Raw genomic sequence first — 22,511 nt, 5'->3', positions numbered from 1 at the left:
ACGAGCGCTTCAAAACTTCATTCCAATTTTAGTTTTGTAACCTAGGTTGTCCTGATGCCGGCGTATGAAGCGCAGATGTCGAAGGTAAGTGCGCCACGGCGCACGCTTTCGCGCGCGCTGATTGTGGCGTTGGCGTGCTCGAGCGTGCTCGTTGCCGAATCGGGGTCGGCGGCCGCCTTCGAGCTCTTCGGCATCAAATTGTGGGGCTCTTCGAATGACGAGGACGCCGATATCGTCGACCCGCTGCGCTATGCGGTGACCATCGAAGCGCCCGATGCCGACGAGGACTTGGTTAAGAAGCTCGAAAACGCCTCGTCGCTGAAATCCGACGAGGACCGCCCGGTTTCCGGCTCGCTCGGCCTTTTGGCCAAGGCGCGTAGCGACCGCGAACAGCTGGTCGCCGCGCTTTCTGCCGACGCCCGTTATGAAGGCGTCGTCACCATCACCATCCAGGGCAAGGTGCTCGACGATTTGCCGCCCGATGCCGAATTTACGGGTCCGCAGCCGATCCCGGTGGTGATCAGCATCTCGAGCGGGCCCAAATTCACGCTCGGCAATATTCGGCTGGAGGGCGATGCCGCCGGGCTGGCGAGCGCCGATTTCGGCCTGATAGCCGGCGGCGATGCCGGCTCGGGCGCCGTGCTCAAGGCCGAGGCGCTGATCGTGCGGGCGCTGAAGCAGGAGGGCCGGCCGCTGGCCCGGATCACCGACAGGCAGGTCGTGGCCGAGCACACCACCTCGACGCTAGACGTGACGCTGACGGTGGCCGCCGGGCCGGTTGCCGGTTATGGCGACACCACCGTCGACGGCACCGAGAAGGTCGATCGCGAGTTCACCGAATATATGACCGGGCTGAAACGCGGCCGGCAATATTCGCCTGACGAGATCGACGATGCCCGCGACCGGCTGCTGAGGCTCGAAGTGTTCAACAGCGTGACGCTGAAGGAAGCCGACAGTCTCGACGCCGACGGCAACATTCCGATCGGCGTTCAGGTCAGCGAGCGCAAACCACGCTATTTCGGCGTTGGCGGCACTTTCTCCAACACCGAAGGGCTAGGCCTGGAAGGCTATTGGGGCCACCGAAATCTGTTCGGCCGGGCCGAAAAGCTGCGCATCGAGGGCAAGATCAGCGGCATCGGCAGCAACGATCTCAGCGAGCTCAACTACAATGCCGGCATCATGTTCGAGAAGCCGGGCGTGGTCGGGCCGGCTTCGAAATTCATCGCCAGCGTCAAGACCGTGCTCGAACATCCCGATGCCTACGACCATTTCTCGGTCAAGGGCAGCACCGGCCTGTCCTATGAGATCGACAAGAAGCAGACGGTTTCGGCTGAAATCGCGCTCGACTATTCCAGGATCACGGACGCCTTCGGCAAGCACAAATACCTGATCGCCAGCATTCCGCTGCAATATGTCTATGACAACAGGGACAACCGGCTCAATCCGACCAGCGGCTTCAGGGTTCTGGCCTATGCCGAACCGAGCTACGACATTCTGAGCGGCGCCGCCTTCCTCAAGCTCAGGGGCGAGGGGTCGGCCTATCAGTCGCTCGACACGGCCTCGAAATTCGTGCTTGCCGAACGCGTCGCGCTGGGTTCGATCGTCGGCACCGGCCTTCAGAACGTTCCAGCCGACAGGCGCTTCTATTCCGGCGGTGGCGGCTCGGTGCGGGGCTATGCCTATCAGGGCATCGGACCGAAGGACATCGACAATCAGCCGATCGGCGGGCTTTCCTTCTTCGAAACATCGGTCGAAATGCGCATTGCGCTGACCGACACGATCGGCATCGTGCCGTTCGTCGACGCCGGCACTGTCTCGACCACAGCGACGCCGGACTTTTCCGACGTGAAGGTCGGCGCGGGCGTTGGCCTGCGCTACATCACGCCGTTCGGGCCGCTACGCATCGACGCCGCCGTGCCGCTCAACCGCGACCGTGGCGACCCGCGTTTCGGCATCTATGCCGGGATCGGACAGGCGTTCTGACGATGAAGATTTTGAAACGCATCCTTCGCCTGTTTTTCTACACGCTGCTGATCGTGGCGGCGGCGGGCATCGGCGCGCTGGTCGTGCTGACCAAGACCGAGCGCGGCCGCGAAAATCTCGCCGGCATCATCTCTGACATGGCCTCGTCAAGGGACAGCAAAGTCACGGTCAGCGGCATTAACGGTATCTGGTCCGGCGCGCTGACGGTCGACCATGTCGTGCTGGAAGACCGCGAGGGCGCCTGGCTGGTGGCCCGCAGGGTGGCCGTCGACTGGTCGCCGCTGGCTCTGCTGTCGAAGAATTTCAGCGCCGACCGCATAGCGGCCGAACGGATAGAACTGGCACGGCTGCCTGTGGCGAGCACCGAGCCGAGCCAGAGCGGGTCGGGTGGCCTGCCGGTTTCGCTTGATATCAAAGCGATCGATTTGCCGGAGATCGCGCTCGGCCAGCAACTTGCCGGCAGCGGCATTGCCGAACTTGCGGCCAAGGGATCGGCCAAGGTCGATGCGTCGCCGCTGGCGATCCAGACGGTGCTCAACGTTACCCGCCATGACGGCAAGCAAGGCAATGTCGACGCCAACATCCACTTCGCGCCGGATGAAAACAAGCTCGACCTCGATCTCAAGGCTTCCGAGCCGGCCGGCGGCATCATCGCCAACCTGCTCAAGCTACCCGGTGCGCCGCCGGTCAACATCGTCGTCTCGGGCACCGGGCCGCTGGCCAACTGGAGCGGCATCGGCACCTTTATGGTCGACGGTCAGATCGTTACCCAGCTCACCGGCCGGCACCAGCTGACCGACAAGGGCAACCGGATCGAGGCCAAGGGCGACGGTTCGTTCGAAGGCTTCCTGCCGGAACGGTTCAAGTCGCTGTTTGCCGGCAAGACCAGCTTCGACCTAGCCGGCACCGCGACCGCGGCCGGCGGCGTCGACATCGAGCGCGCTGCGATCGAGAGCGACGCAGTTCATGGGACCGCTGCCGGCATGGTCGACCCCAAGGGCGCCAGCGACCTTTCGGTCGAACTCGTGGCCAAAGCCAAGCCGGTCACGGTCAATGTCGGTACCCAGGCGCAGCCGATCATGGTGGCCATCAACAATGTGACCGCGCGCGCCTTCGGTGACGGCAAGGCGCCGATGATTGACGCCAGCGCTTCACTGGTCTCGGTGGTTGCCGGCGGCTCTCAGGTGAACAATCTGGATGCGAAGATCCATTCCGACGGTTTCGACATCGAGAGCCGCAGCGGCCCGGTCAGTATAAGTCTGGCGGCCGCCGGGCTGAAGACCGACGTGGCGACGCTGGCGCCGCTGATCACCGGCAAGCTGACGGCCTCTCTTGCCGGTTCGATCAGCAGGGACGAGATTTCGCTCGACGAAGGCACGCTGCGCAGCGATGCTCTCAATGCCGGGCTGACGGCCAAGGTGACGCTGGCCGATCTCGCCATGACGCTCAAGATGAATGCCGATGCTGTGTCGACGGCGCTGCCGCCGCAGATCAGTTCGCTGCTTGGCGAACGGGTCAAATTCTCGGCGACCGCGACGCGCGATCCGCAGGGCTCTTTCGCCGCCAACTCGATCGAACTCACTTCCGGTTCGCTGAGCGCCAGCGGCACCGCCAGCGCGCAAGGCAGCGATATCCAGGCCGACATCAAGGGCAAGCTCGGCGACGTCTCGGTGCTGTCTTCGCTGGTCGGGGTGCCGGTCGCCGGCGGGGTCGATTTCGCGCTGACGGCAAGCGGCGCGCGCAACGCACCGGATTTCTCGGTTTCGGCCGACAGTGCCAGCCTGACGGCCTCCGGCCGCACGGTCAAGGACATCAAGCTGACCGCATCGGGCAAGGCCGACATTGTGAGCCCGGCCGCAGATATCTCGCTGACCGGCGCGGTCGACGAACAGCCGCTCGCCATCAAGGCGGCGCTGGTGACGAGCGACGGCAAGCGCTCCATCAAGGGGCTCAGCGTAGCGCTGGGCGACAACAAGGTGTCGGGCGACCTCGCGCTCGATGAAAAATTCCTGCCGCTGGGGACGCTGACGATCTCCGCCCCCGACATCGCGCCGCTGGCGTCGCTGGCCGGGCAGACGGTGGCCGGCGATATCGGCGGCACCGTGGTGTTCTCCAAAGACGGCGAGGCGCCCACCGTCACCATCAATGCAGCCAGCGTGTCGATCGCGCGCGGTGATGTGGCAGCCAAGGCAGTCACCGTCAGCGCACTGATCGCCAACTATCTCAACAGCCCTGCGATCTCCGGCACGATCAAGGCCGACAGCGTGACCTCGGGAACGACCGTCGTCAGTGGCATCGGCGTCGACCTCAAGCGTGACGGCGACTGGACGAATTTCACCGGCGGCGCAACCATATCAGGCATTCCGGCGACAGCTGCCGGGCGGGCGAAGATTGCCGGCGGCGCGACCAGCGTCGAGATCGCGTCCGGCGAGGCGACGGTGCGCGGCATCAAGGTGGCGATCGCCGAGCCGTCGAGCCTGACCATTGCCGATGGCATAACCAACATTCAAAGGCTGGTAGTCGATCTCGGCGGCGGCTCGGTGACGCTGTCGGGCACGGCGGGCCAGACGCTCGATCTGGCGGCGACCTTCTCGGCGCTGCCGGCTGCGCTTGCCAATGGCTTTTCACCCGGCCTCGATGCCGGGGGCACGCTCGACGGCACGGCGCAAATCACCGGGCCGTCGGCAAATCCCGACATCCACTTCGATGCAAAGCTGGCCGGCGCCGAGACCAGCCAGACCCGTCAGGCCGGGCTCGGGCCGCTCGATGTCGATGCGGCCGGCAGCTATTCCGCGGCCGGCGGCGTCGTGCTCGACCAGGCGACGCTTTCGGGTGAGAAAATCTCCGGCAAGGCGGCCGGCACCCTCAACCCGAACGGCGCCAGCGATTTCGCGCTCGACCTGACCTCTTCCGGTCCGAGCCTGCCGCTGGCGTTCGGCAGCGTGGAAGGCCCGATCAAGCTCGAACTGCAGGCGCTGTCTGTGAAGGCGGCGGGGCAGGCTGCGCAAGCCAAGCTCGATATCTCGGCGGTGTTGCCGTCGGTGGCGACGAATTTCACCAAGGTCGAGGGCATCTCGCTGGCGCTGCATTCCGACGCGTTCGATGTGAGAAGCCGCACCGGTCCGATCTCGGGCACGGTGACGGCGGACAAGATCGGTCTGGACAATCCGACCATCGCGCCGCTGATCGCCGGCAAAGTCACCGCCAAGGTCGCGGGCAGCCTGGCGGCCGATGCGATTACCATCGACAGCGGCTCGGTGCAGGCCGATGCGCTGGGCAGTGCCTTCAATGGCCGTGTCGGCTTTGCCGATGGAGCAATCGACCTCAACCTGAACGCCGACGTGCTGTCCGCGGCATTGCCGGCTGCGGCGCGCGGCGTGCTGGCAGAGCGCACGCAGCTCAGCGCCACGCTGAAGCGGGATGCCAATGGCAATGTCAGCGCCAATCCGGTCAGACTGGCGTCGGGCGCACTGACCGCGGACGGTCAGGCCAGTCTCGCCGACAACAAGCTCAGCGCAGATATCACGGGTGCACTGGCCGACATCTCGCTGTTGTCGAAAGATGCCAAAGGCGCGATCAGCTTTGCACTCAACGCGCAGGGGCCCAGCCTGGCGCCGGACCTGTCGCTGACGGTCAACAGCGACCGCCTGCTGGTGGCGGAACGCGAAATCACCGGACTTAAGCTGATTGCGACCGGCAAGGCCGATGCCGCGAACCCGGCAGCCAATGTGCAACTGACCGGCAATGTCGCGGGGCAGGCGCTTCAAGGCAATGCGGTGCTGGCGACGGCCGACGGCAAGAGCGCCATCAACGAGCTGCTTTTGTCGCTCGGCAACAACAAGATCTCCGGCGACCTTGCGCTCGACGAGGCTTTCGTGCCGGTCGGCACCATCGCGCTCGACCTGCCCGATATCGGACCGCTGGCGGCGCTGGCGCTGGAAAAGGCCGAAGGCGATGTGCGCGGCACTATTGCATTCTCCAAGACCGCGGATGGCCCGAACGTCGCCGTCAAGGCTGCGACCGCTTCGATCACGCGCGGCGACCTGCAGGCGAAGACGGTGTCGATCGATGCGCTGGTCGCCAACTATCTCGCCGCGCCGGTCATCTCGGGAAAAATCCGCGCCGACAGCGTCATTTCCGGCGGCACCGCCATCAGCGGCATCGATGTCGATTTGAAGCGCGACGGCGACTGGACCGGGTTTTCCGGCGGCGCCACCGTCAAGGGCATTCCGGCGAAGGCCGCGGGCAGGGTAAAGGTGGCTGGCGGCACCACCGCCATCGAACTCGCTTCCGGCCAGGCCACGGTGCAGGGCATCAAGGCGGCCATCGCCCAGGCCTCGACCGTCAGCATCGCGAACGGCACCACGACGCTGGACAAGCTGGTGCTCAATCTCGGTGGCGGCACGGCGACGGTGACCGGCAAGGTCGGGCAGGCACTCGACATCAGCGCCGCGCTGTCGAAGGTGCCGGCCTCACTCGCCAACAGTTTTTCGCCGGGCCTCCAGGCCGCCGGTTCGATTTCGGGAACAGTCAAGGTAACCGGCGCGCCGGGCAATCCGACTGTCGCCTTCGATATCGATGCTGGTGGGGTGCAGACCTCGCAGACGCGCAGCGCCGGTCTTGGCGGCATGAATATCTCTTCGTCGGGAACATTCGCCGGCAAGAAGCTCACCTTCAACGCCGACATCAGCGACGGCGCCGGGCTTGGCCTCAAGGGCGGCGGTACGGTGACGACGGCCGGCACACCAGCGCTGGTGCTCGACTTCAACGGCAAGGTGCCATTTTCCTTCCTGGCCGCCAAGCTTGCGGCGCAAGGCCTGTCGCTCAGCGGCACCGCCAACGTCAATATCCAGATGCGCGGCCCGGCGGCGTCGCCGGTGATCGGCGGCACGGTCAGCACGTCGGGCGCCCGCCTGGTCGACGCGCGCTCCGGCCTTGCCGTCAACGACATTGCCGCCGACATTTCGATCGGCAACGGCGTTGCCCGGATCAACCGGCTGACCGGCACGCTGTCGACACGCGGCAGCCTGTCGGCCTCCGGCACCCTCGGCATCAATCCGGCGCAAGGTTTCCCAGCCGATTTGTCTATCAAGCTGGTTGACGGCCGCTATACCGACGGCAGGGTGGTGACAGCCAATCTCGGCGGCGACCTGACCATCAAGGGGCCGCTCACCTCGGCGCCGGTGATTTCGGGCACCGTCAATCTGGCCAAGACCGTCATCACCGTTCCCGATAAGCTGCCGGGCTCGCTGGCAGCGCTCGGTGTCAAGCACAAGAACGCGCCCGCCTCCGTGCGGGCGCAGGACAAGGCCTTGCGACCGGCGGCGGCCAGCGGTGGTGGCGGCAGTGGGCTTGTCCTCGACGTCACGGTCAATGCGCCGAACCAGATCTTCATCCAGGGCAGGGGCGTCGATGCCGAGTTCGGCGGTTCGCTGAGGCTGACCGGCCCGGCGGCTTCGCCGCAGGCGGTCGGCACCTTCACCTTGCAGCGTGGGCGGCTGTCGATTCTCGGCAAACGGCTGACCTTTACCGAAGGCACGGTCGGCTTTTCGGGCTCGCTGGTGCCCTACCTCAACTTGACCGCGACATCGACCACGACCAGCGCCACCGTCACCATCGTCGTCTCGGGCGAAGCGACCAATCCGAAATTCGACTTCTCATCGGTGCCGGCGCTGCCCGAGGACGAGGTGCTGGCGCAGCTGATTTTCGGCCGCTCTATGTCGAACCTGTCGCCGCTGCAGATCGCGCAGCTGGCCGAGGCCGCCGGCCAACTGGCCGGCGTCGGCGGCTCGACCTCGCTGCTCGAAAACCTGCGCAGTGCAATCGGCGTCGACGACCTGGATGTGACCACCGATGACCAGGGCGGCACCGCCGTGTCGGCGGGCAAGTACCTCAATGACCGCACCTATGTGACGATCCAGAAAGGCGACAGGCCAGGGTCGGGCAAGGCGACGATCGACCTCAATGTCGGACGCGGCGTCAAGCTGCGCGGCGAGGCCAATGATGGCGGCGAGGCCAAGGGCGGCATATTCTACGAAAAGGAATATTGAGTTCCTGGCCCTTACCGCCGCCGGAACTGGCGCTGTCTCAACCCGCCCAAATGTATCAATACTCGCCTAAGCAGATTCCGGCGGAATCTGGGCGCGCTAGCACTTTTGCGCCAAGTCTGTCGTTATCACGCGAACCGCTCCCTTTTCAAAGTTGCACATTCCCTAACAGGTTCCGTAGCCATGCCGTCTTTGACATCACGGCAGGGATGCGGAATGTTAAAAGGCGGAAAGCCAACAATGGGAGTTAAGGTATGACAAATTACAAGAGTAATGGCGATCGCGTTCCCGATCACATCCTGGCCATGGCCGAAGAAGCCAAGGCAGGCAAAGTCGATCGCCGCGAGTTCCTCGCCATGGCGAGCGTGTTCGGCGCGTCGACTGCGATGGCCTACGGCATGCTCGGCGTAGCCGTGCCGACCCAAGCCAGGGCCGAAGAGGTGCAGGGCAAGAAGGGTGGCATCCTTAAAGTCGCGCAATGGGTCAAGGATCCCAAGGATCCGCGCAAGGCCGACTGGTCGGAAATCGCCAATGCCGAGCGCCAGGCGCTTGAGCCGCTGGTCAAGTACACCAGCGAATACACGTTCCGGCCGTACCTTCTGGAGAGCTGGGAGGTCAACGACGACGCCACCGAGTACACGCTGCATGTGCGCAAGGGTGTGACCTGGTCGAATGGCGATGCCTTCACCGCCGATGACGTCATCTTCAATCTCAAGCGCTGGGCCGACAAGAAGGCCGAGGGCAATTCGATGCCTGGCCGTCTCGGCACGCTGGTCAAGGACGACAAACTCGACGAAAGCGCCGTGACCAAGGTTGACGACCACACCGTCAAGCTGAAGCTCGGCAAGGCCGACATCGCGCTCATTCCGAACATGTGCGATTATCCCGGTCTCATCGTCCACAAGAGCTTCGACGAGAAGGGCGGCGACTTCAAAGCCTGCCCGATCGGTACCGGTCCGTTCGAGCTCGTCTCCTACGATGTCGGCCAGAAGGTGGTCTACAAGCGCCGCGAGGATAACAAGTGGTGGGACGGCGAGGTGTTCCTCGACGGCATCGAATTCGTCGACTACGGCACCGATCCGGCAGCCATGGTCAGTGCCTTCGAGGCCGGCGAAGTCCATACCAATTTCGAGACCTCGGCCGACTATGTGTCGATCCTCGACGGACTGGACCTGGTCAAGTCCGAAATCGTCACCGCGTCGACCATCGTGTGCCGCACCAACATCAACAACAAGCCTTACGGCGATCAGAAGGTGCGTAACGCGCTGCAACTGGCGGTCGACAACAATGTCGTTCTGCAGCTTGGCTACGGAAATGCCGGCACGGTGGCTGAAAACCACCATGTCTGCCAAATCCACCCGGAATATTACGAGCTGCCCAAAGTCGCTCGCGATCCGGCCAAGGCCAAGGCGCTGATGGCGGAAGCCGGCCAGGCCGACTTCGAGCATGAGCTGATAACGGTCGACGAAGACTGGCACAAGAATACCGGCGACGCCATCGCCGCGCAGATGCGCGACGCCGGCCTCAAGGTAAAGCGCACGGTGCTGCCGGGCTCGACGTTCTGGAACGACTGGACCAAGTATCCGCTGTCGATGACCAACTGGAACATGCGCCCGCTCGGCGTCCAGGTTCTGGCGATCGGCTACCGCACCGGCGAGGCGTGGAACGAGTCGGCCTATTCCAACCCCGAATGGGATGCCAAGCTCAATGCAGCATTGGCCGTTGCCGATGCGGCCAAGCGCAAGGAGATGATGAAGGACATCGAGCAGATCCTGCAGGATTCCGGCATCATGATCCAGCCATACTGGCGCAAGCTCTACAGCCACTCGGTCAAGGCGGTGCAGAATTACAAGATGCATCCGACCTTCGAGCGCGACTACGGCAAGGTCTGGCTCGACCAGGCGTGATCGGAACGTCAGGGAAGGGGCACTTCGCTCCTTCCCGTCACGCCTCGCATGGCCCAGAACCGGAAGCCGCCGCAGCAAAAGTTGCGGACTCTCCTGAAAGACCGTTCAATAAAACTGGGTTGATTGCATCCGAGTGCCGATTTGACGGCCAACTCTGCCGGCAACGGCAAAGCTGGTTTTTCGAACTGGCTCCAACCCCAACCAGACCGGCAGGGGACCGCCATGCTTTCTTTCGTAATCCGGCGTCTCGGCACCATGGCATTGACGATGCTGTGCCTGACGATGATCGTCTTCTTCCTGATCAACCTCGAGCCGAATTTGAAGAAGCTGGCGATCAGCCAGACCGAAATGCACACATCGGCCGAACAGCTCGAAAGCTGGCTGGTCAACCATGGCTACCGGCAGAACTTCTTCGTGCGCTACGGCCAATGGCTGGGCGTCGTCCCGAAGCAACCGGTGACCGATCCGGCGACCGGCAAGCCGACGCAGCGTTTCTCCTTCTGCAACGAACCGCTGGAGCCGAAATTCTCCGGCATCCTGGAAGGTGATTTCGGCTGCTCGACCAAGTTCAAAACCACCGTTGCGTCAAAGCTATTCCCCGCACTCGCCGCCACCGGTATCCTGATGCTCTGCGTGCTGTTGGTGATGGTGCCGATTTCGCTGCTGATCGGCATCCTGGCCGGCATGCGCGAGGGCTCGCGAACGGACCGAACACTGTCCGTCGCATCGATCGCGTCGACGGCGACGCCCGAATATGTGTCGGGCGTCATCTTCACCGTCATCTTCGCCTCCTGGCTCGGCTGGCTCAACGGTTCGGCCGCCTCGGCAAGCCAGGGCATCACCTTCTACAATTTCACCCTGCCGGTGATGACGCTGGCGATCTACGGTATCGGCTACATCGCCCGCATGACGCGCGCCTCGATGGTCGAGGTGATGACGCAGCAATATATCCGCACCGCCCGGCTGAAGGGGCTTTCCTTCGGCAGCGTCGTCGTCAAGCACGCGCTGCGCAATGCGCTGATCGCGCCCTTCACCGTCATCATGCTGCAATTTCCTTGGCTGCTTACCGGCGTCGTCATCGTCGAGGTGATGTTCCGCTACCAGGGCTTTGGCTACACGCTGGTCGAGGCCGCCGGCAACAACGACATCGATCTGCTGCTTGGCTGTTCACTGGTGTCGGTGTTCATCGTGCTGATCACGCAGCTCATCTCGGATGTCGGCTACGCGTTCCTCAATCCGCGTATCAGAGTTCAATAGGGGGCTGGGGCAGATGCAGGTCGAATATATCGGTGCCTTCAATGTCGTGCTCGGCGTGATTGGGCGTTTCTGGCCGGTCTGGTTAGGGCTTGCCCTGGTGATGGGGGTGAGCTTCACCTACAAGAAAAGGCTCGGCCTCTACGGCCAGTTGTTCGATAGCGGCGTCGGCATAGTCGGTGTCGGCATCTGCCTGTTCTGGCTGTTCACGGCAATCTTCGCGTCGACCGTCGCGCCCTTCGATCCGCTCGCCCAGGTCCCGATCATGAAGGATGCGCTGCCGGGCGCGCTCGAGCCGGTATCGAAACTCATCTACTATTTCGGCGGCGACAAGCTCGCCCGCGACGTCTTTTCGCGCATGGTCTATGGCAGCCAGATCGTGCTGATCATCGCGCCGGCGGCGACCGGTTTCGCGCTGATGGTCGGCATCACGCTCGGTCTGCCCGCCGGTTACTATGGCGGCCGGATCGACACCGTGCTGTCGTTCCTAGCCAATCTGGTGCTGGCCTTCCCGGTGATCCTGCTGTTTTACCTGCTGGTGACGCCGGGCATCATGGATACGCCGATCCCCTACGCCATGGCCGGGCTGTTCTTCCTGTTCCCGATCATCTTCTTTTCGGTGCTGTTCTGGACCCGCTACAAGAACCGGCCGGACCGCCTCTATATATTGCTCGGGCTGACGCTGATCATCGGCGGCTGGGTCTATGCCGGCCTGGTGTTCGACGCCGATCCGTTCAAGATCATCCACATCGATCCCAACCAGCTCAACATCTTCGTGGCGGTGGTGTTCGCCTCCAGCCCCGGCGTGTTCCGCATCGTGCGCGGCCTGGTGATGGACATCAAGACGCGCGACTATGTGGCGGCGGCGCAGACGCGCGGTGAATCGCCTTGGTACATCATGCTGTGGGAGATCCTGCCCAATGCGCGCGGACCGCTGATCGTCGATGCCTGCCTGCGCATCGGCTACACCACGATCCTGCTCGGCACGCTCGGCTATTTCGGGCTGGGCCTGGCGCCGGAGAGCCCGGATTGGGGCACCGCGATCAAGGACGCCAGCCGCCTGCTGCGCTCGTTCATCCACCCGGCGCTGCCGCCGACAATCGCGCTGATGTCGTTCGTGCTGGGCTTGAACCTGCTTGCCGACTCGCTGCGCGAACAATCGATGAAAGACTGATCTGCGGGTCCCGCGAGCATGAAAATAGGATTGGAGCGACCCATGAATGAGGCAGTTCGAAATCCCGGCAAGCCGACCCTTGGGCCAAGCGCTGCGCCGATCATCGAGATCGAGAACCTGTCGATCTCCTTCTTCACCCGCAAGGGCGAGATCCCCGCCGTCATGGACTTTTCCTGCACGGTGATGCCGGGCGAAGCCATGGGCATCGTCGGCGAGTCCGGCTGCGGCAAGTCGACCGTGTCGCTCGGCATCATGCGCGACCTCTCCAACATCGGAAAGATTGTCGGCGGCAAGATCAAGTTCCAGGGCAAGGACATGGGCGAGCTGTCCGACGAGGAGTTGCGCTCCATCCGCGGCAACAAGATCGCCATGATCTACCAGGAGCCGATGGCGAGCCTCAATCCGGCGATGAAGGTCGGCCAGCAATTGATGGAAGTGCCGCTGATCCACGACAAGGTGTCGAAGGAAGAGGCTTACAAAAGGGCGCTCGAAATGGTGCGCTCGGTGAGATTGCCCGATCCCGAACGCATGATGCGTTCCTATCCGCACCAGCTGTCCGGCGGCCAGCAGCAGCGCATCGTCATTGCCATGGCGCTGCTGTCGAAGCCGGCGCTGCTTCTGCTCGACGAACCGACGACGGCGCTCGACGTGACGGTGGAGGCCGGCATCGTCGAACTGGTCAAGGGGCTGGGCGAGAAGTTCGGCACGTCGATGATCTTCGTGTCGCACAATCTGGGCCTCATCCTCGAGACCTGCGACCGCATCACGGTGATGTATTCGGGCGAAGCGGTCGAGACCGGCAAGATCAAGGACGTGTTCGACCGGATGCGTCACCCCTATACGCAAGGGCTGTTCCGCTCGATTCCGCTGCCGGGCGCCGACAAGAATTCGCGGCCGCTGATCTCTATCCCCGGCCAGTTGCCGCTGCCGCATGAGCGGCCCAAGGGCTGCAATTTCGGGCCGCGCTGCCACCATTTCGTCGAGGGCGTCTGCAACGCCGCCGAAATCCCGATGATCGAGGTCGCCGGTCACGAAGGGCATTTCTCGCGCTGCGTGCGCTTCAACGAGATCGACTGGGAAGCGCTGCCTCCCGGCGCCAAGAAGGTCAATGAGAAGGTCGTGCCCGGCGCCCCGGTGCTCAAGATCGAGGATTTGAGAAAATACTACAAGGTCGGCGGCAGCGAAGTGTTCGGCTCCAGCGAAGGCCGCGTCGTCAAGGCCAATGAGACGATCTCGTTCATGGCGCGCGAATCCGAGACCGTCGCCATCGTCGGCGAGTCCGGCTGTGGAAAGTCGACACTGGCCAAGGTCCTGCTGGGGCTGGAGACGGCAAGTGCCGGCACAGTGACGCTGGGCAACAAGGAGATCCAGTCGACCGGCATCGAGAAGCGCAGCGTCGAAACGGTGTCGTCGATCCAGATGGTGTTCCAGAACCCGTTCGATACGCTCAATCCCAGCCACTCCGTCGGCTCGCAGATCATCCGCACGCTGGAAAAATTCAAAGTCGGCAACAATGTCGCCGAGCGGCGCAAGCGCATGCTGGAGCTGCTCGACCTGGTGAAGCTGCCGCGGGCCTTCGAGACGCGCAAGCCGCGTCAGCTCTCAGGCGGCCAGAAGCAGCGCATCGGCGTGGCGCGCGCCTTTGCCGGCGATGCCAAGGTGGTGGTGGCCGACGAGCCGGTGTCGGCACTCGACGTCTCGGTGCAGGCGGCGGTGACCGAGCTCCTGATGGACATCCAGCGCAAGAACAAGACGACGATGCTGTTCATCAGTCACGATCTGTCCGTCGTGCGCTACATCGCCGACCGGGTCGTCGTCATGTATCTCGGCTACATCGTCGAGCAGGGTACGACCGACCAGATCTTCGCGCCGCCCTACCACCCCTACACCGAGGCGCTTCTGTCGGCGATCCCGATCGCCGACACCAGCGTGGTCAAACGGCACATCGTGCTCGAAGGCGATATCCCGTCGGCGATGAACCCGCCGAGCGGCTGCCCGTTCCAGACGCGCTGCGGCTACAAGAGGCTGGTGCCGGACAATCTGTGCGAGACCAAGGTGCCGCCGGTGAAGCATCTCGGCGATGGCCATATGAGCCTGTGCTGGCTGTCGGACGATGTGCTGGCGACGATGGAGCCGGTGATCAAGTTCGACAGGGAACACGCAGCGCATGAGGGCGTGCCGGAAGACGCACCGGATGGGATCGGCCCCGGTTTCGCCGGCGAACCGCCGAAGCGCCCGCATGGCAAGAAGCCGAGCTGACCAGCCATAGAGGCAATGCCGCTCGTTGGCGCATTGCCGCAGCGTCGCCATAGCTCAAGGAACGACAGGCTACGTTCGCTTGAATATTGCTGTCCATTGCTTTATGTGATGCGTGATGTTTGATGCGCGATGATATTGTGAGAACCACACTTGCAATCGATGACGATGTCCTACTTGCGGCCAAGGCCATGGCGCGACAGCAGGATCGCAGCGTTGGCGATGTCATTTCCGATCTGGCTCGCCGCTCACTGCGCAGGCCACCGACCGGCGGTGAACGCAACGGCATCCCCTTGCTTGCATCGCGGCCCGACGGCCCGATGGTCGATCTCGAAATGGTCAATGCGCTTCGCGACGAATTGCCGTGACCTTCCTGCTCGACGTCAATGTCTTGATTGCGTTGATCGATCCGGCTCACGTCGCGCATGAAGATGCCCATCGGTGGTTTCAATCCACCGGGCATTTATCATGGGCAACATGTCCCATTACCGAGAATGGCGTCATCAGGATTGTAAGCAACCCGAAATACCCCAATTCTCCGGGTTCGCCCGCCGTGGTGGCGCAGATTGTCGGCAAGCTGCATGCCCTTTCAGGACATCAGTTCTGGCCTGACGAGATCAGCCTTGTCGGTTCCAACGACATCGATGCAGCCAGGATCCTCACCCCGGCACAGGTAACGGATAGCTATTTGTTGGTACTCGCCAAGGCGCGTGACGGCCAATTGGCGACGTTTGACCGAAAGCTGTCGACGGCAGCGGTAAAGGGAGGGAGGTCGATCCTCCACCTGATCCCAAGCGAATGAATGGCTGAGTTCTGCTTCGATCGCAAACTGCGTGGCTGCAAGACCGCTTGGCAACGTCAGTTGCCGCATTGCTGCAGCTGTTCGGCATAGTCGCGGGCCATCTTTTCGGTCGCCCTGGCATAGCCCTGCACGCCGGCATCGCCACGGTTGCCGCGGCCGTAGGCGGTCCAGCCGAGATAGTAGGCGAGATAGAGATTGTAGGTGTCGTTGCGGGCGACGCCGAACGTGTCTGATGTCTTGGAATGATACCAGCCGACGAAATCGACGGCATCGGCAAACTTGGTCCGCCGCGCCGCCCAGCTGCCGGTTTCGCTCTGATATTGCGACCAGGTGCCGTCGAGCGCCTGCGAGAAACCGGTGGCCGACGAGACATGTTTCCACGGAATGAAGCCGAGCAGTTTGGTACGCGGCGGCCTGGCATTGCTCTTGAAACCGGATTCCTTGCGCACCGTCGCCATCAGCACGGGGACAGGGAGGCCGTATTTCTGCGAGGCGCGCTCGGCGGCCGACTGCCAGTTGTCGAACCAGCCGTCGTTCTGGTCGAAGACGGCGCAGACATTGTTGATATGGTTGGGCGGCGTCGCGCAGGCCGGCAAAGCCAGCAGCACGCCAACCGCTACAATTTTACTCAAATTCGAACTACGCATGGAAGACGGATAGGCTGAAATCATAAAGGGAATCTTGCGGCGTTTCTTAACGGCTTGCCGGCCCGGCTCCGCTGAGTGGGACCTGTATCATTATTCCGACCTTTTGCGTCGCCTCTGTCTCCATACGAATTCAAAAATGCCGCCTTGGCTAAAATCACGCCCGCGAAGGGCGGATTTCTGACAGCGATATCCGGATGCCGGCGCTCTGATGCCAGGCATGAATGAACCAAGACGAAAGCGCGGCGCGGAGCGAACCAGCAACCGGGGGCCCGCCGCCATCCCGCAACTTCCACTGCGGCGGGTGACCAATCCCTATCCGCCGATGGCGATGCTCTCAGTCGACCAGGTCGAAACGATCCACCAGGCGTCGATGCATATTCTGGAAAATTTCGGCATCGAGGTGATGTCTCAGCGGGCGCTGGCGCTGTTCGAGAAGGCGGGCGCAAAAGTCGACCATGCGACCGCGAATGTCCGCATCGACCGGGGCCTTGTCGCCGAGGCGCTGAAGACCACGCAGTCCAGCTATCGGCTGACGCCGCGCAACCCCGCCAACACCATTCATCTCGGCGGCAACACGATCAATTTCACCCTCGTCGCCGGGCCGCCCAATGTGCACGACATGGAGCGCGGCCGGCGCGCTGGAAACTTGCACGACTATGCCGATCTGACCCGGCTGGCTCAGCATTTCAACTGCATCCACATGCTCGGCAACCAGGTCTGCGCGCCGGTGGAACTGCCGGCGAACACCAGGCACATGGATACCTATTTCAACAATCTGACGCTGACCGACAAATCTTTCCATGTCTCGGCGATCGGACGAGGCCGGGCGCTGGACGGCATCGAGATGATGGCAATCGCGCGCGGGCTGACGCTGGACGAGATGCGCGATGATCCCGGCATTGCCACCATCATCTCGGTCAACTCGCCGCGGCGTTTCGACGAGATGATGGCCGAAGGGCTGATGACCATGGCTGAGTTCGGCCAGTCGGTGGCGGTGACGCCGTTCACGCTGATGGGCGCGATGAGCCCGGTGACGCTCGCCGGCGCCCTGGCGCAACAGAATGCCGAAGCACTGTTCGGCGTGGTGCTGACGCAACTGGTGCGCCCCGGCGCGCCGGTGATGTACGGCGCCTTCACCTCCAACGTCGACATGAAGTCGGGCGCGCCGGCCTTCGGAACGCCGGAGAACACCAAGGCCAACATCGCCTCGGGGCAATTGGCGCGGCGCTACAATCTGCCCTACCGCACGACACCGGGGTCGGCATCGAATGCGGCGGACGCGCAAGGCGCCTACGAGACGCTGATGGCGCTGTGGGGCGCTGTGCTTGGCCACGGCAACCTCGTCTATCATGCCGCCGGCTGGCAGGAAGGCGGGCTGACGGCATCGTTCGAAAAGCTCATCATCGATGTCGAGATGATCCAGCACATGATGGAATTCCTGCGCCCGATCGTCGTCGACGAGGCGGAGCTTGCTGTCGAGGCGCTGGGCGCGGTGCCGACCGGCGGCCATTTCTTCGGCGAACCGCACACGCTGGAACGCTATGCCACCGCCTTCTACCAGCCGATGCTGTCCAACTGGCAGAATTACGAGGCCTGGCAGGAAGCCGGCGGCCTCGACACCACGGCGCGCGCGACCCGGCTGTGGAAGAAGGCGCTGGAAGACTATGTCGAGCCGGTGATGGACATCGCCGTGCGCGAGGCGCTGGAGGCATACATGGCCAGGCGCAAGGAAGCGATCGGGCAGGGCGGACCGTGACTTTTTCAGCGTCGGCGCGCGGCGCTGCCTTTCTGATTCACCTTATCTCCTCAACTCATTGATAACAGAGAAAAACTCATGAAATCGCATGCAAAGGTCGTGGTCATTGGCGGTGGCGTCGTCGGGTGTTCGGTGCTGTTCCATCTGGCCCGCCATGGCTGGACCGATGTCGTGCTGCTGGAGCGCGACGAGCTGACCTCGGGCTCGACCTGGCATGCGGCCGGCGGCATGCACACGATCAATGGCGACCCCAACGTCGCCAAGCTGCAGAAATACACGATCTCGCTCTACAAGGAGATCGAGGAGCTGTCGGGGCAGGCGACCGGCGTGCATCTGACCGGCGGCGTGCTGCTGGCGGCGACCGAGGCGCGGCTCGACTGGCTGCGCGGCGTCGTTGCCAAAGGGCGTTACCTCGGCATCGATCTCGAGGAAATATCGGCCAACGAAGCGGCTGAACTGATGCCGCTGATTGATCCCAAGCAGTTCGTCGGCGCCGTTCGCAACAAGGAAGACGGCCATCTCGATCCCTCCGGTGTGACGCATGCCTACGCCAAGGCCGCGCGCAAGCTTGGCGCCGAGGTCGAGCGCTTCACCAAGGTGGAAGACATTGTGCGCCGGCCCGACGGGATGTGGCGGGTCATCACCAACAAGGGCGAGGTCGTGGCCGAGCATGTCGTCAATGCCGGCGGCCTGTGGGCGCGCGAGGTCGGCCGCATGGTCGGGCTGGAACTGCCGGTGCTGGCCATGGAGCACATGTACCTGATCACCGAGGATATGCCGGAAGTCGCGGCGTGGAACGCCAAGACCGGCACCGAGATCATCCACGCCGTCGATTTCGACGGTGAGCTCTATCTGCGCCAGGAGCGCGGCGGCATGCTGATGGGCACCTATGAGAAGGCCAACAAGGTGTGGTCCGAGTTCCAGACGCCTTGGGATTTCGGCCATGAACTGCTGGAGCCGGACATCGACCGCATCGCGCCGTCGCTCGAGGTCGGCTTCCGGCATTTCCCGGCCTTCGAGAGGACCGGCATCAAGCAGATCATCAACGGGCCCTTCACCTTTGCACCGGACGGCAATCCGCTGGTTGGGCCGGTGCGCGGGCTACCGGGTTTCTGGGTCGCCTGCGGCGTCATGGCGGGCTTTTCACAAGGCGGCGGCGTCGGCCTGGCGCTGTCCAACTGGATGATCGAGGGCGATCCCGGCGCCGACATCTGGGCGATGGATGTCGCGCGCTACGGCGACTGGGCGACGATGGCCTACACCAATGCCAAGGTGCGCGAGAACTATTCGCGCCGCTTCTCGATCCGCTTCCCCAATGAGGAACTGCCCGCGGGGCGGCAGCTGAAGACGACTCCGATCTACGATCTGCTATCGGCCAAGGGCGCGCAATGGGGCGTGTCCTATGGGCTGGAAGTGCCGCTATGGTTTGCGCCCGAGGGTGTCAGGGACGAGTTCTCGTGGCGGCGGTCCAGCGATTTTTCCCATGTCGCCAATGAGGTCGCGACGGTTCGTGAGAGCGTCGGCCTGGCGGAGATTTCGAACTTCGCCAAATACAAGGTGACGGGAGAAGGGGCGGCCGCTTGGCTCGACCTGATCTTTGCCTGCAAGTTGCCCAAGCCAGGCCGCATGACGCTGGCGCCGATGCTGAAGGATGACGGCAAGCTCATCGGCGATTTCACGCTGGCCAATATCGGTGCCCCCAATTCCAACGGGACCGAGTGGTTCATCGCCGGCTCCGGCATTGCCGAGCAATATCATATGCGCTGGTTCGAGGCGCATTTACCTGCGGATAGCTCAGTGCGCATAGAGGCGCTGGGCCAGAGGCTGACCGGCCTCGCCATTGCGGGGCCCAAGGCGAGGGAGGTGCTGGCAAAGGTCAGCCGCGCGGATGTCGCCAACACCGCATTCCCCTTCATGGCGGTCGCGAAAATGGACATCGGCACGGCGCCGTGCCTGGTCGGCCGCGTCAGCTACACCGGCGATCTCGGCTACGAGATCTGGGTGGCGCCGGAATATCAGCGCGCTGCCTTCCAGGCGTTGATGGCGGCAGGCGAGGAATTCGGCCTCGGCCTGTTCGGCTCGCGCGCGCTCAATGGGCTGCGGCTGGAGAAAAACTACGGCTCATGGGCGCGCGAATACCGGCCGATCTACGGGCCGCTGGAGGCCGGGCTCGACCGTTTCGTCGCCTATGGCAAGGATGCCGATTTCATCGGTAAAACCGGCGCTCTTGCCGAGCGCAAGCAGGGCGGCAAGCTCAGGCTGCGCACATTTATCCTCGATGCCGACGATGCCGATGTCATCGGCGACGAGCCGATCTGGTACGATGGCGCGGTGCGCGGCTGGGTAACGTCGGGCGGCTATGCGCATCACTCGAAGAAATCCGTCGCCATCGGCTATGTGCCGAAGGAGATCGCAGACAAGAGCGACGGCTTCGAAATCGAACTTTTGGGCAAGCGCCACGCGGCGCGCGTTCAGGCAGCGCCGCTCTTTGACGCGAACTTCGAGCGAATGCGCGCCTGAAGCGCTTCGGCTTCGCCGAGGCGCTTCAGATTCTTGGTGCAAGTCGTTATCCCAAAACCGCTGCGCACTTTTGGGCGACATGCATTAGGCGCGTCAGGTGCTGCGGCGGTTGTCGAGCGCGAAAGCGCCGGCGCCGGCAAACACCAGATAGAGGAAGATGAAGCAGAAGGAGATCGCCGCATCGCCGCCGTTGTTGACCGGGAAGAAGTCGCGCGGATAGTGCGCCATGAAATAGGCGATGGCCATCTCGCCGGCCAGAAGGAACGCGACCGGGCGGGTGAACAGACCGAGCGCCAGCAGGATGCCACCGGCGAACTCCAGGATGCCTGCCGTCGCCGTCAGGCCGCTAAGAGCGTGAGGCTCGGCGCTGACCGGAAAATTGAACAGTTTCTGCGAGCCATGCTCGAGGAACTGCAGGGCCGTCATGATGCGCAGGACGCCGAGTGCCTGCGGCTGAAATCTGGCGAGACCGTCAAAAAGCTTCATCTAAACTCCATTTTTCCAACCATGTGGCCCGGCCATAAATCATCACCCGGCGCTGGACCATTCACTTCCCATGGCCTGTCATCAACAATCGGTGATTGCAATTATTTCCAGTCTGACTTCGAAATTTGCTCTCGTTATGGTTGCATAGATCTCGTTAAGGTTGTATATCTGCGAGTAGACACTCCAAACCAGACGGGTTCCTTCGCAATGAAAAAAGCCGCCATCAGCCTGTTCGCAATCCTCGCAAGCACCAGTTTCGCCATGGCCGCTGATGCTGGCTGCGATGCCTTCAAATGGCCGGTGACACGCGAGCAGGAACTGTTTCCGGCAGCGCCCGCCGCGCAGTCCGGTGCCTCTCTTGCTTTCGGCGAAGCCGCGGATATGGCGCTGGAGCCCGTCGATGCGGTCAGCTTCACGGTCTCACCGCAACGCGCGCCGGCAGCCGGCACGTTCGGCGCGACGGCAAACGTGGCCGTGCCAGCGGAAGGAGAGCTCCAGATCAGCCTGTCCGAGGAGGCCTGGGTCGACGTCATTCAGGATGGCCAAGCCGTGAAATCAGCGGGTTTCAGCGGCGTGAAGACCTGCCCCGGCATCCGCAAGAGCGTGCGCTTCAAGCTGACGCCTGGCGCAGCCACGATCCAGCTCAGCGGCGCCAGGAAAGAGAACCTCAAAGTCGCGGTGCTGGCGCCGGAGTGACCGCGCCCGGACGCGCCTCTCATCGCACCGGCAGTGCGATGAGAGCAGTTTCCGTGCAGGCGAGTACCGGAGGGGGTCAGCGGCCCGGCGCGATCAGCGCGAAATAGGCGCCTTGCGGATCGGTGAACTGGGCAATCCATTGGCCGGTCTGAACCGGCATCGGACCCATGACGATCTTGCCGCCATTGTCGGTGACGCGTTTGGCGGCTGCGTCGATGGCGCCGACATTGAAGTAGAACAGCCAGACCGGCACCGGCAGCGGTTGCGGCTTGTTCATGATGCCGCCGCCGGATTCAGGGCCGGCCGAGAAGGTCTGATAGATGCCCATCTCGCCGACGTCCATGCTACCGGCATCGGTCCAGCCGAACTGGCTTGAGTAGAAATCGAAGGCCTTCTGGCGGTCGGCCGCATAAAGCTCGTGCCAGCCGACATGGCCCGGCGTCGTTGCCGGAAGGACGGGCTGGTCGGGCCCACTGGGCTGCAGGAACATGAAGGCGGCGCCTTGCGGGTCGGCGACGACGGAGAAGCGGCCGACGCCGGGAATGTCGTCGGGTTCGCGGTGAACAGCCCCGCCGGCGGCTTTCAGTGCCTCGGTCGAGGCATCGGTATCGCTGGTGTGGATATAGCCGAACCAGGCCGGCTTCAGACCCGTCCTGGCTGCTTCCTCGGGCAGGGTCATCAGCCCGCCGACGCCACGCTCGGCGGAGTTCACCACGATATAGCGCGGCATGCCGGGCGCCTTGTCGAAGGGCTCGGCCCGCCAGCCGACCACGCTGGTGTAGAACGCTTGCGCCGCATCGAGGTCGCTGGTCATCAACTCGTACCAGAAGAAGGGCATTGGGGATCTCGGCATTCTCGGTCTCCTCACCTATGCATAGATCGTCGTCCGATCCATCAAAGGACGTTTTCAGCGACGCGAATCCGACAGCGAACCGGAGAAAATTCAACGGCTGCGTTGACACATCGTTCCGCACTTCGCCCCA

At 63.2% G+C, this 22,511-nt stretch carries 14 protein-coding genes; 11 read left to right on the top strand and 3 right to left on the bottom strand.

The window, feature by feature from the left end:
• Positions 1-54: 54 nt before the first annotated feature.
• From NKI05_RS19355 to NKI05_RS19320, 8 genes are all read left to right on the top strand, one after another.
• Positions 55-1,983, top strand: a complete 1,929-nt coding sequence (locus NKI05_RS19355) for an autotransporter assembly complex protein TamA (protein WP_352792931.1) — start codon at positions 55-57, stop codon at positions 1,981-1,983.
• A 2-nt stretch (positions 1,984-1,985) separates the two neighbouring features.
• Positions 1,986-8,033, top strand: coding sequence for a translocation/assembly module TamB domain-containing protein (locus NKI05_RS19350; protein ID WP_352792929.1), 6,048 nt, complete (start codon positions 1,986-1,988; stop codon positions 8,031-8,033).
• Positions 8,034-8,284: 251 nt separating this feature from the next.
• On the top strand, positions 8,285-9,937 hold the full coding sequence (locus NKI05_RS19345) for an ABC transporter substrate-binding protein (RefSeq protein WP_023668187.1): 1,653 nt from the start codon (positions 8,285-8,287) through the stop codon (positions 9,935-9,937).
• A gap of 222 nt (positions 9,938-10,159) precedes the next feature.
• Positions 10,160-11,194 (top strand): ABC transporter permease, encoded by a 1,035-nt coding sequence (locus NKI05_RS19340; RefSeq protein ID WP_023687977.1) that lies wholly within the window; start codon positions 10,160-10,162, stop codon positions 11,192-11,194.
• A gap of 13 nt (positions 11,195-11,207) precedes the next feature.
• Positions 11,208-12,365, top strand: a complete 1,158-nt coding sequence (locus NKI05_RS19335) for an ABC transporter permease (protein ID WP_023690814.1) — start codon at positions 11,208-11,210, stop codon at positions 12,363-12,365.
• 42 nt (positions 12,366-12,407) lie between these two features.
• Entirely contained in the window at positions 12,408-14,624 is a 2,217-nt protein-coding gene (locus NKI05_RS19330; protein ID WP_023804942.1) for a dipeptide ABC transporter ATP-binding protein, read from the top strand.
• Between the two features lie 137 nt (positions 14,625-14,761).
• Positions 14,762-14,989, top strand: a complete 228-nt coding sequence (locus NKI05_RS19325; protein ID WP_023668191.1) for a hypothetical protein — start codon at positions 14,762-14,764, stop codon at positions 14,987-14,989.
• A complete protein-coding gene (locus NKI05_RS19320; protein WP_352792926.1) occupies positions 14,986-15,423 on the top strand; it encodes a TA system VapC family ribonuclease toxin in 438 nt (145 codons plus the stop codon). Before NKI05_RS19325 ends, NKI05_RS19320 begins: the two co-directional genes overlap by 4 nt.
• A 56-nt stretch (positions 15,424-15,479) precedes the next feature.
• Here NKI05_RS19320 and NKI05_RS19315 read toward each other — a convergent pair whose 3' ends face one another.
• Positions 15,480-16,070, bottom strand: a complete 591-nt coding sequence (locus NKI05_RS19315; protein WP_352792953.1) for a transglycosylase SLT domain-containing protein — start codon at positions 16,068-16,070, stop codon at positions 15,480-15,482.
• A gap of 217 nt (positions 16,071-16,287) precedes the next feature.
• Between NKI05_RS19315 and NKI05_RS19310 the strand changes: the two genes are divergently transcribed.
• Positions 16,288-17,826, top strand: a complete 1,539-nt coding sequence (locus NKI05_RS19310) for a trimethylamine methyltransferase family protein (RefSeq protein WP_352792924.1) — start codon at positions 16,288-16,290, stop codon at positions 17,824-17,826.
• Positions 17,827-17,904: 78 nt separating this feature from the next.
• Positions 17,905-20,346, top strand: coding sequence for a GcvT family protein (locus tag NKI05_RS19305; RefSeq protein WP_023804946.1), 2,442 nt, complete (start codon positions 17,905-17,907; stop codon positions 20,344-20,346).
• A gap of 93 nt (positions 20,347-20,439) precedes the next feature.
• Here the strand turns inward: NKI05_RS19305 and NKI05_RS19300 are convergent, their stop codons facing one another.
• Positions 20,440-20,832 carry a DoxX family protein gene (locus NKI05_RS19300; protein ID WP_023735991.1) on the bottom strand — a complete coding sequence of 131 codons (393 nt, stop codon included), beginning with the start codon at positions 20,830-20,832 and terminating at the stop codon, positions 20,440-20,442.
• A gap of 207 nt (positions 20,833-21,039) precedes the next feature.
• Between NKI05_RS19300 and NKI05_RS19295 the strand changes: the two genes are divergently transcribed.
• On the top strand, positions 21,040-21,528 hold the full coding sequence (locus NKI05_RS19295; protein WP_023668197.1) for a hypothetical protein: 489 nt from the start codon (positions 21,040-21,042) through the stop codon (positions 21,526-21,528).
• 76 nt (positions 21,529-21,604) lie between these two features.
• On the opposite strand, the gene NKI05_RS19290 is transcribed toward NKI05_RS19295, so the two are convergent.
• Positions 21,605-22,381: a VOC family protein gene (locus NKI05_RS19290; RefSeq protein WP_023668198.1), complete on the bottom strand. Its 777-nt coding sequence runs from the start codon at positions 22,379-22,381 to the stop codon at positions 21,605-21,607.
• Positions 22,382-22,511: the final 130 nt, after the last annotated feature.

This window comes from Mesorhizobium sp. M0771 (genome assembly GCF_040320155.1).
Taxonomy (GTDB): Bacteria; Pseudomonadota; Alphaproteobacteria; order Rhizobiales; family Rhizobiaceae; genus Mesorhizobium.
The sequence above is the reverse complement of the archived record's forward strand: the minus strand, read 5'-3'. Positions and strand labels throughout refer to the sequence as shown.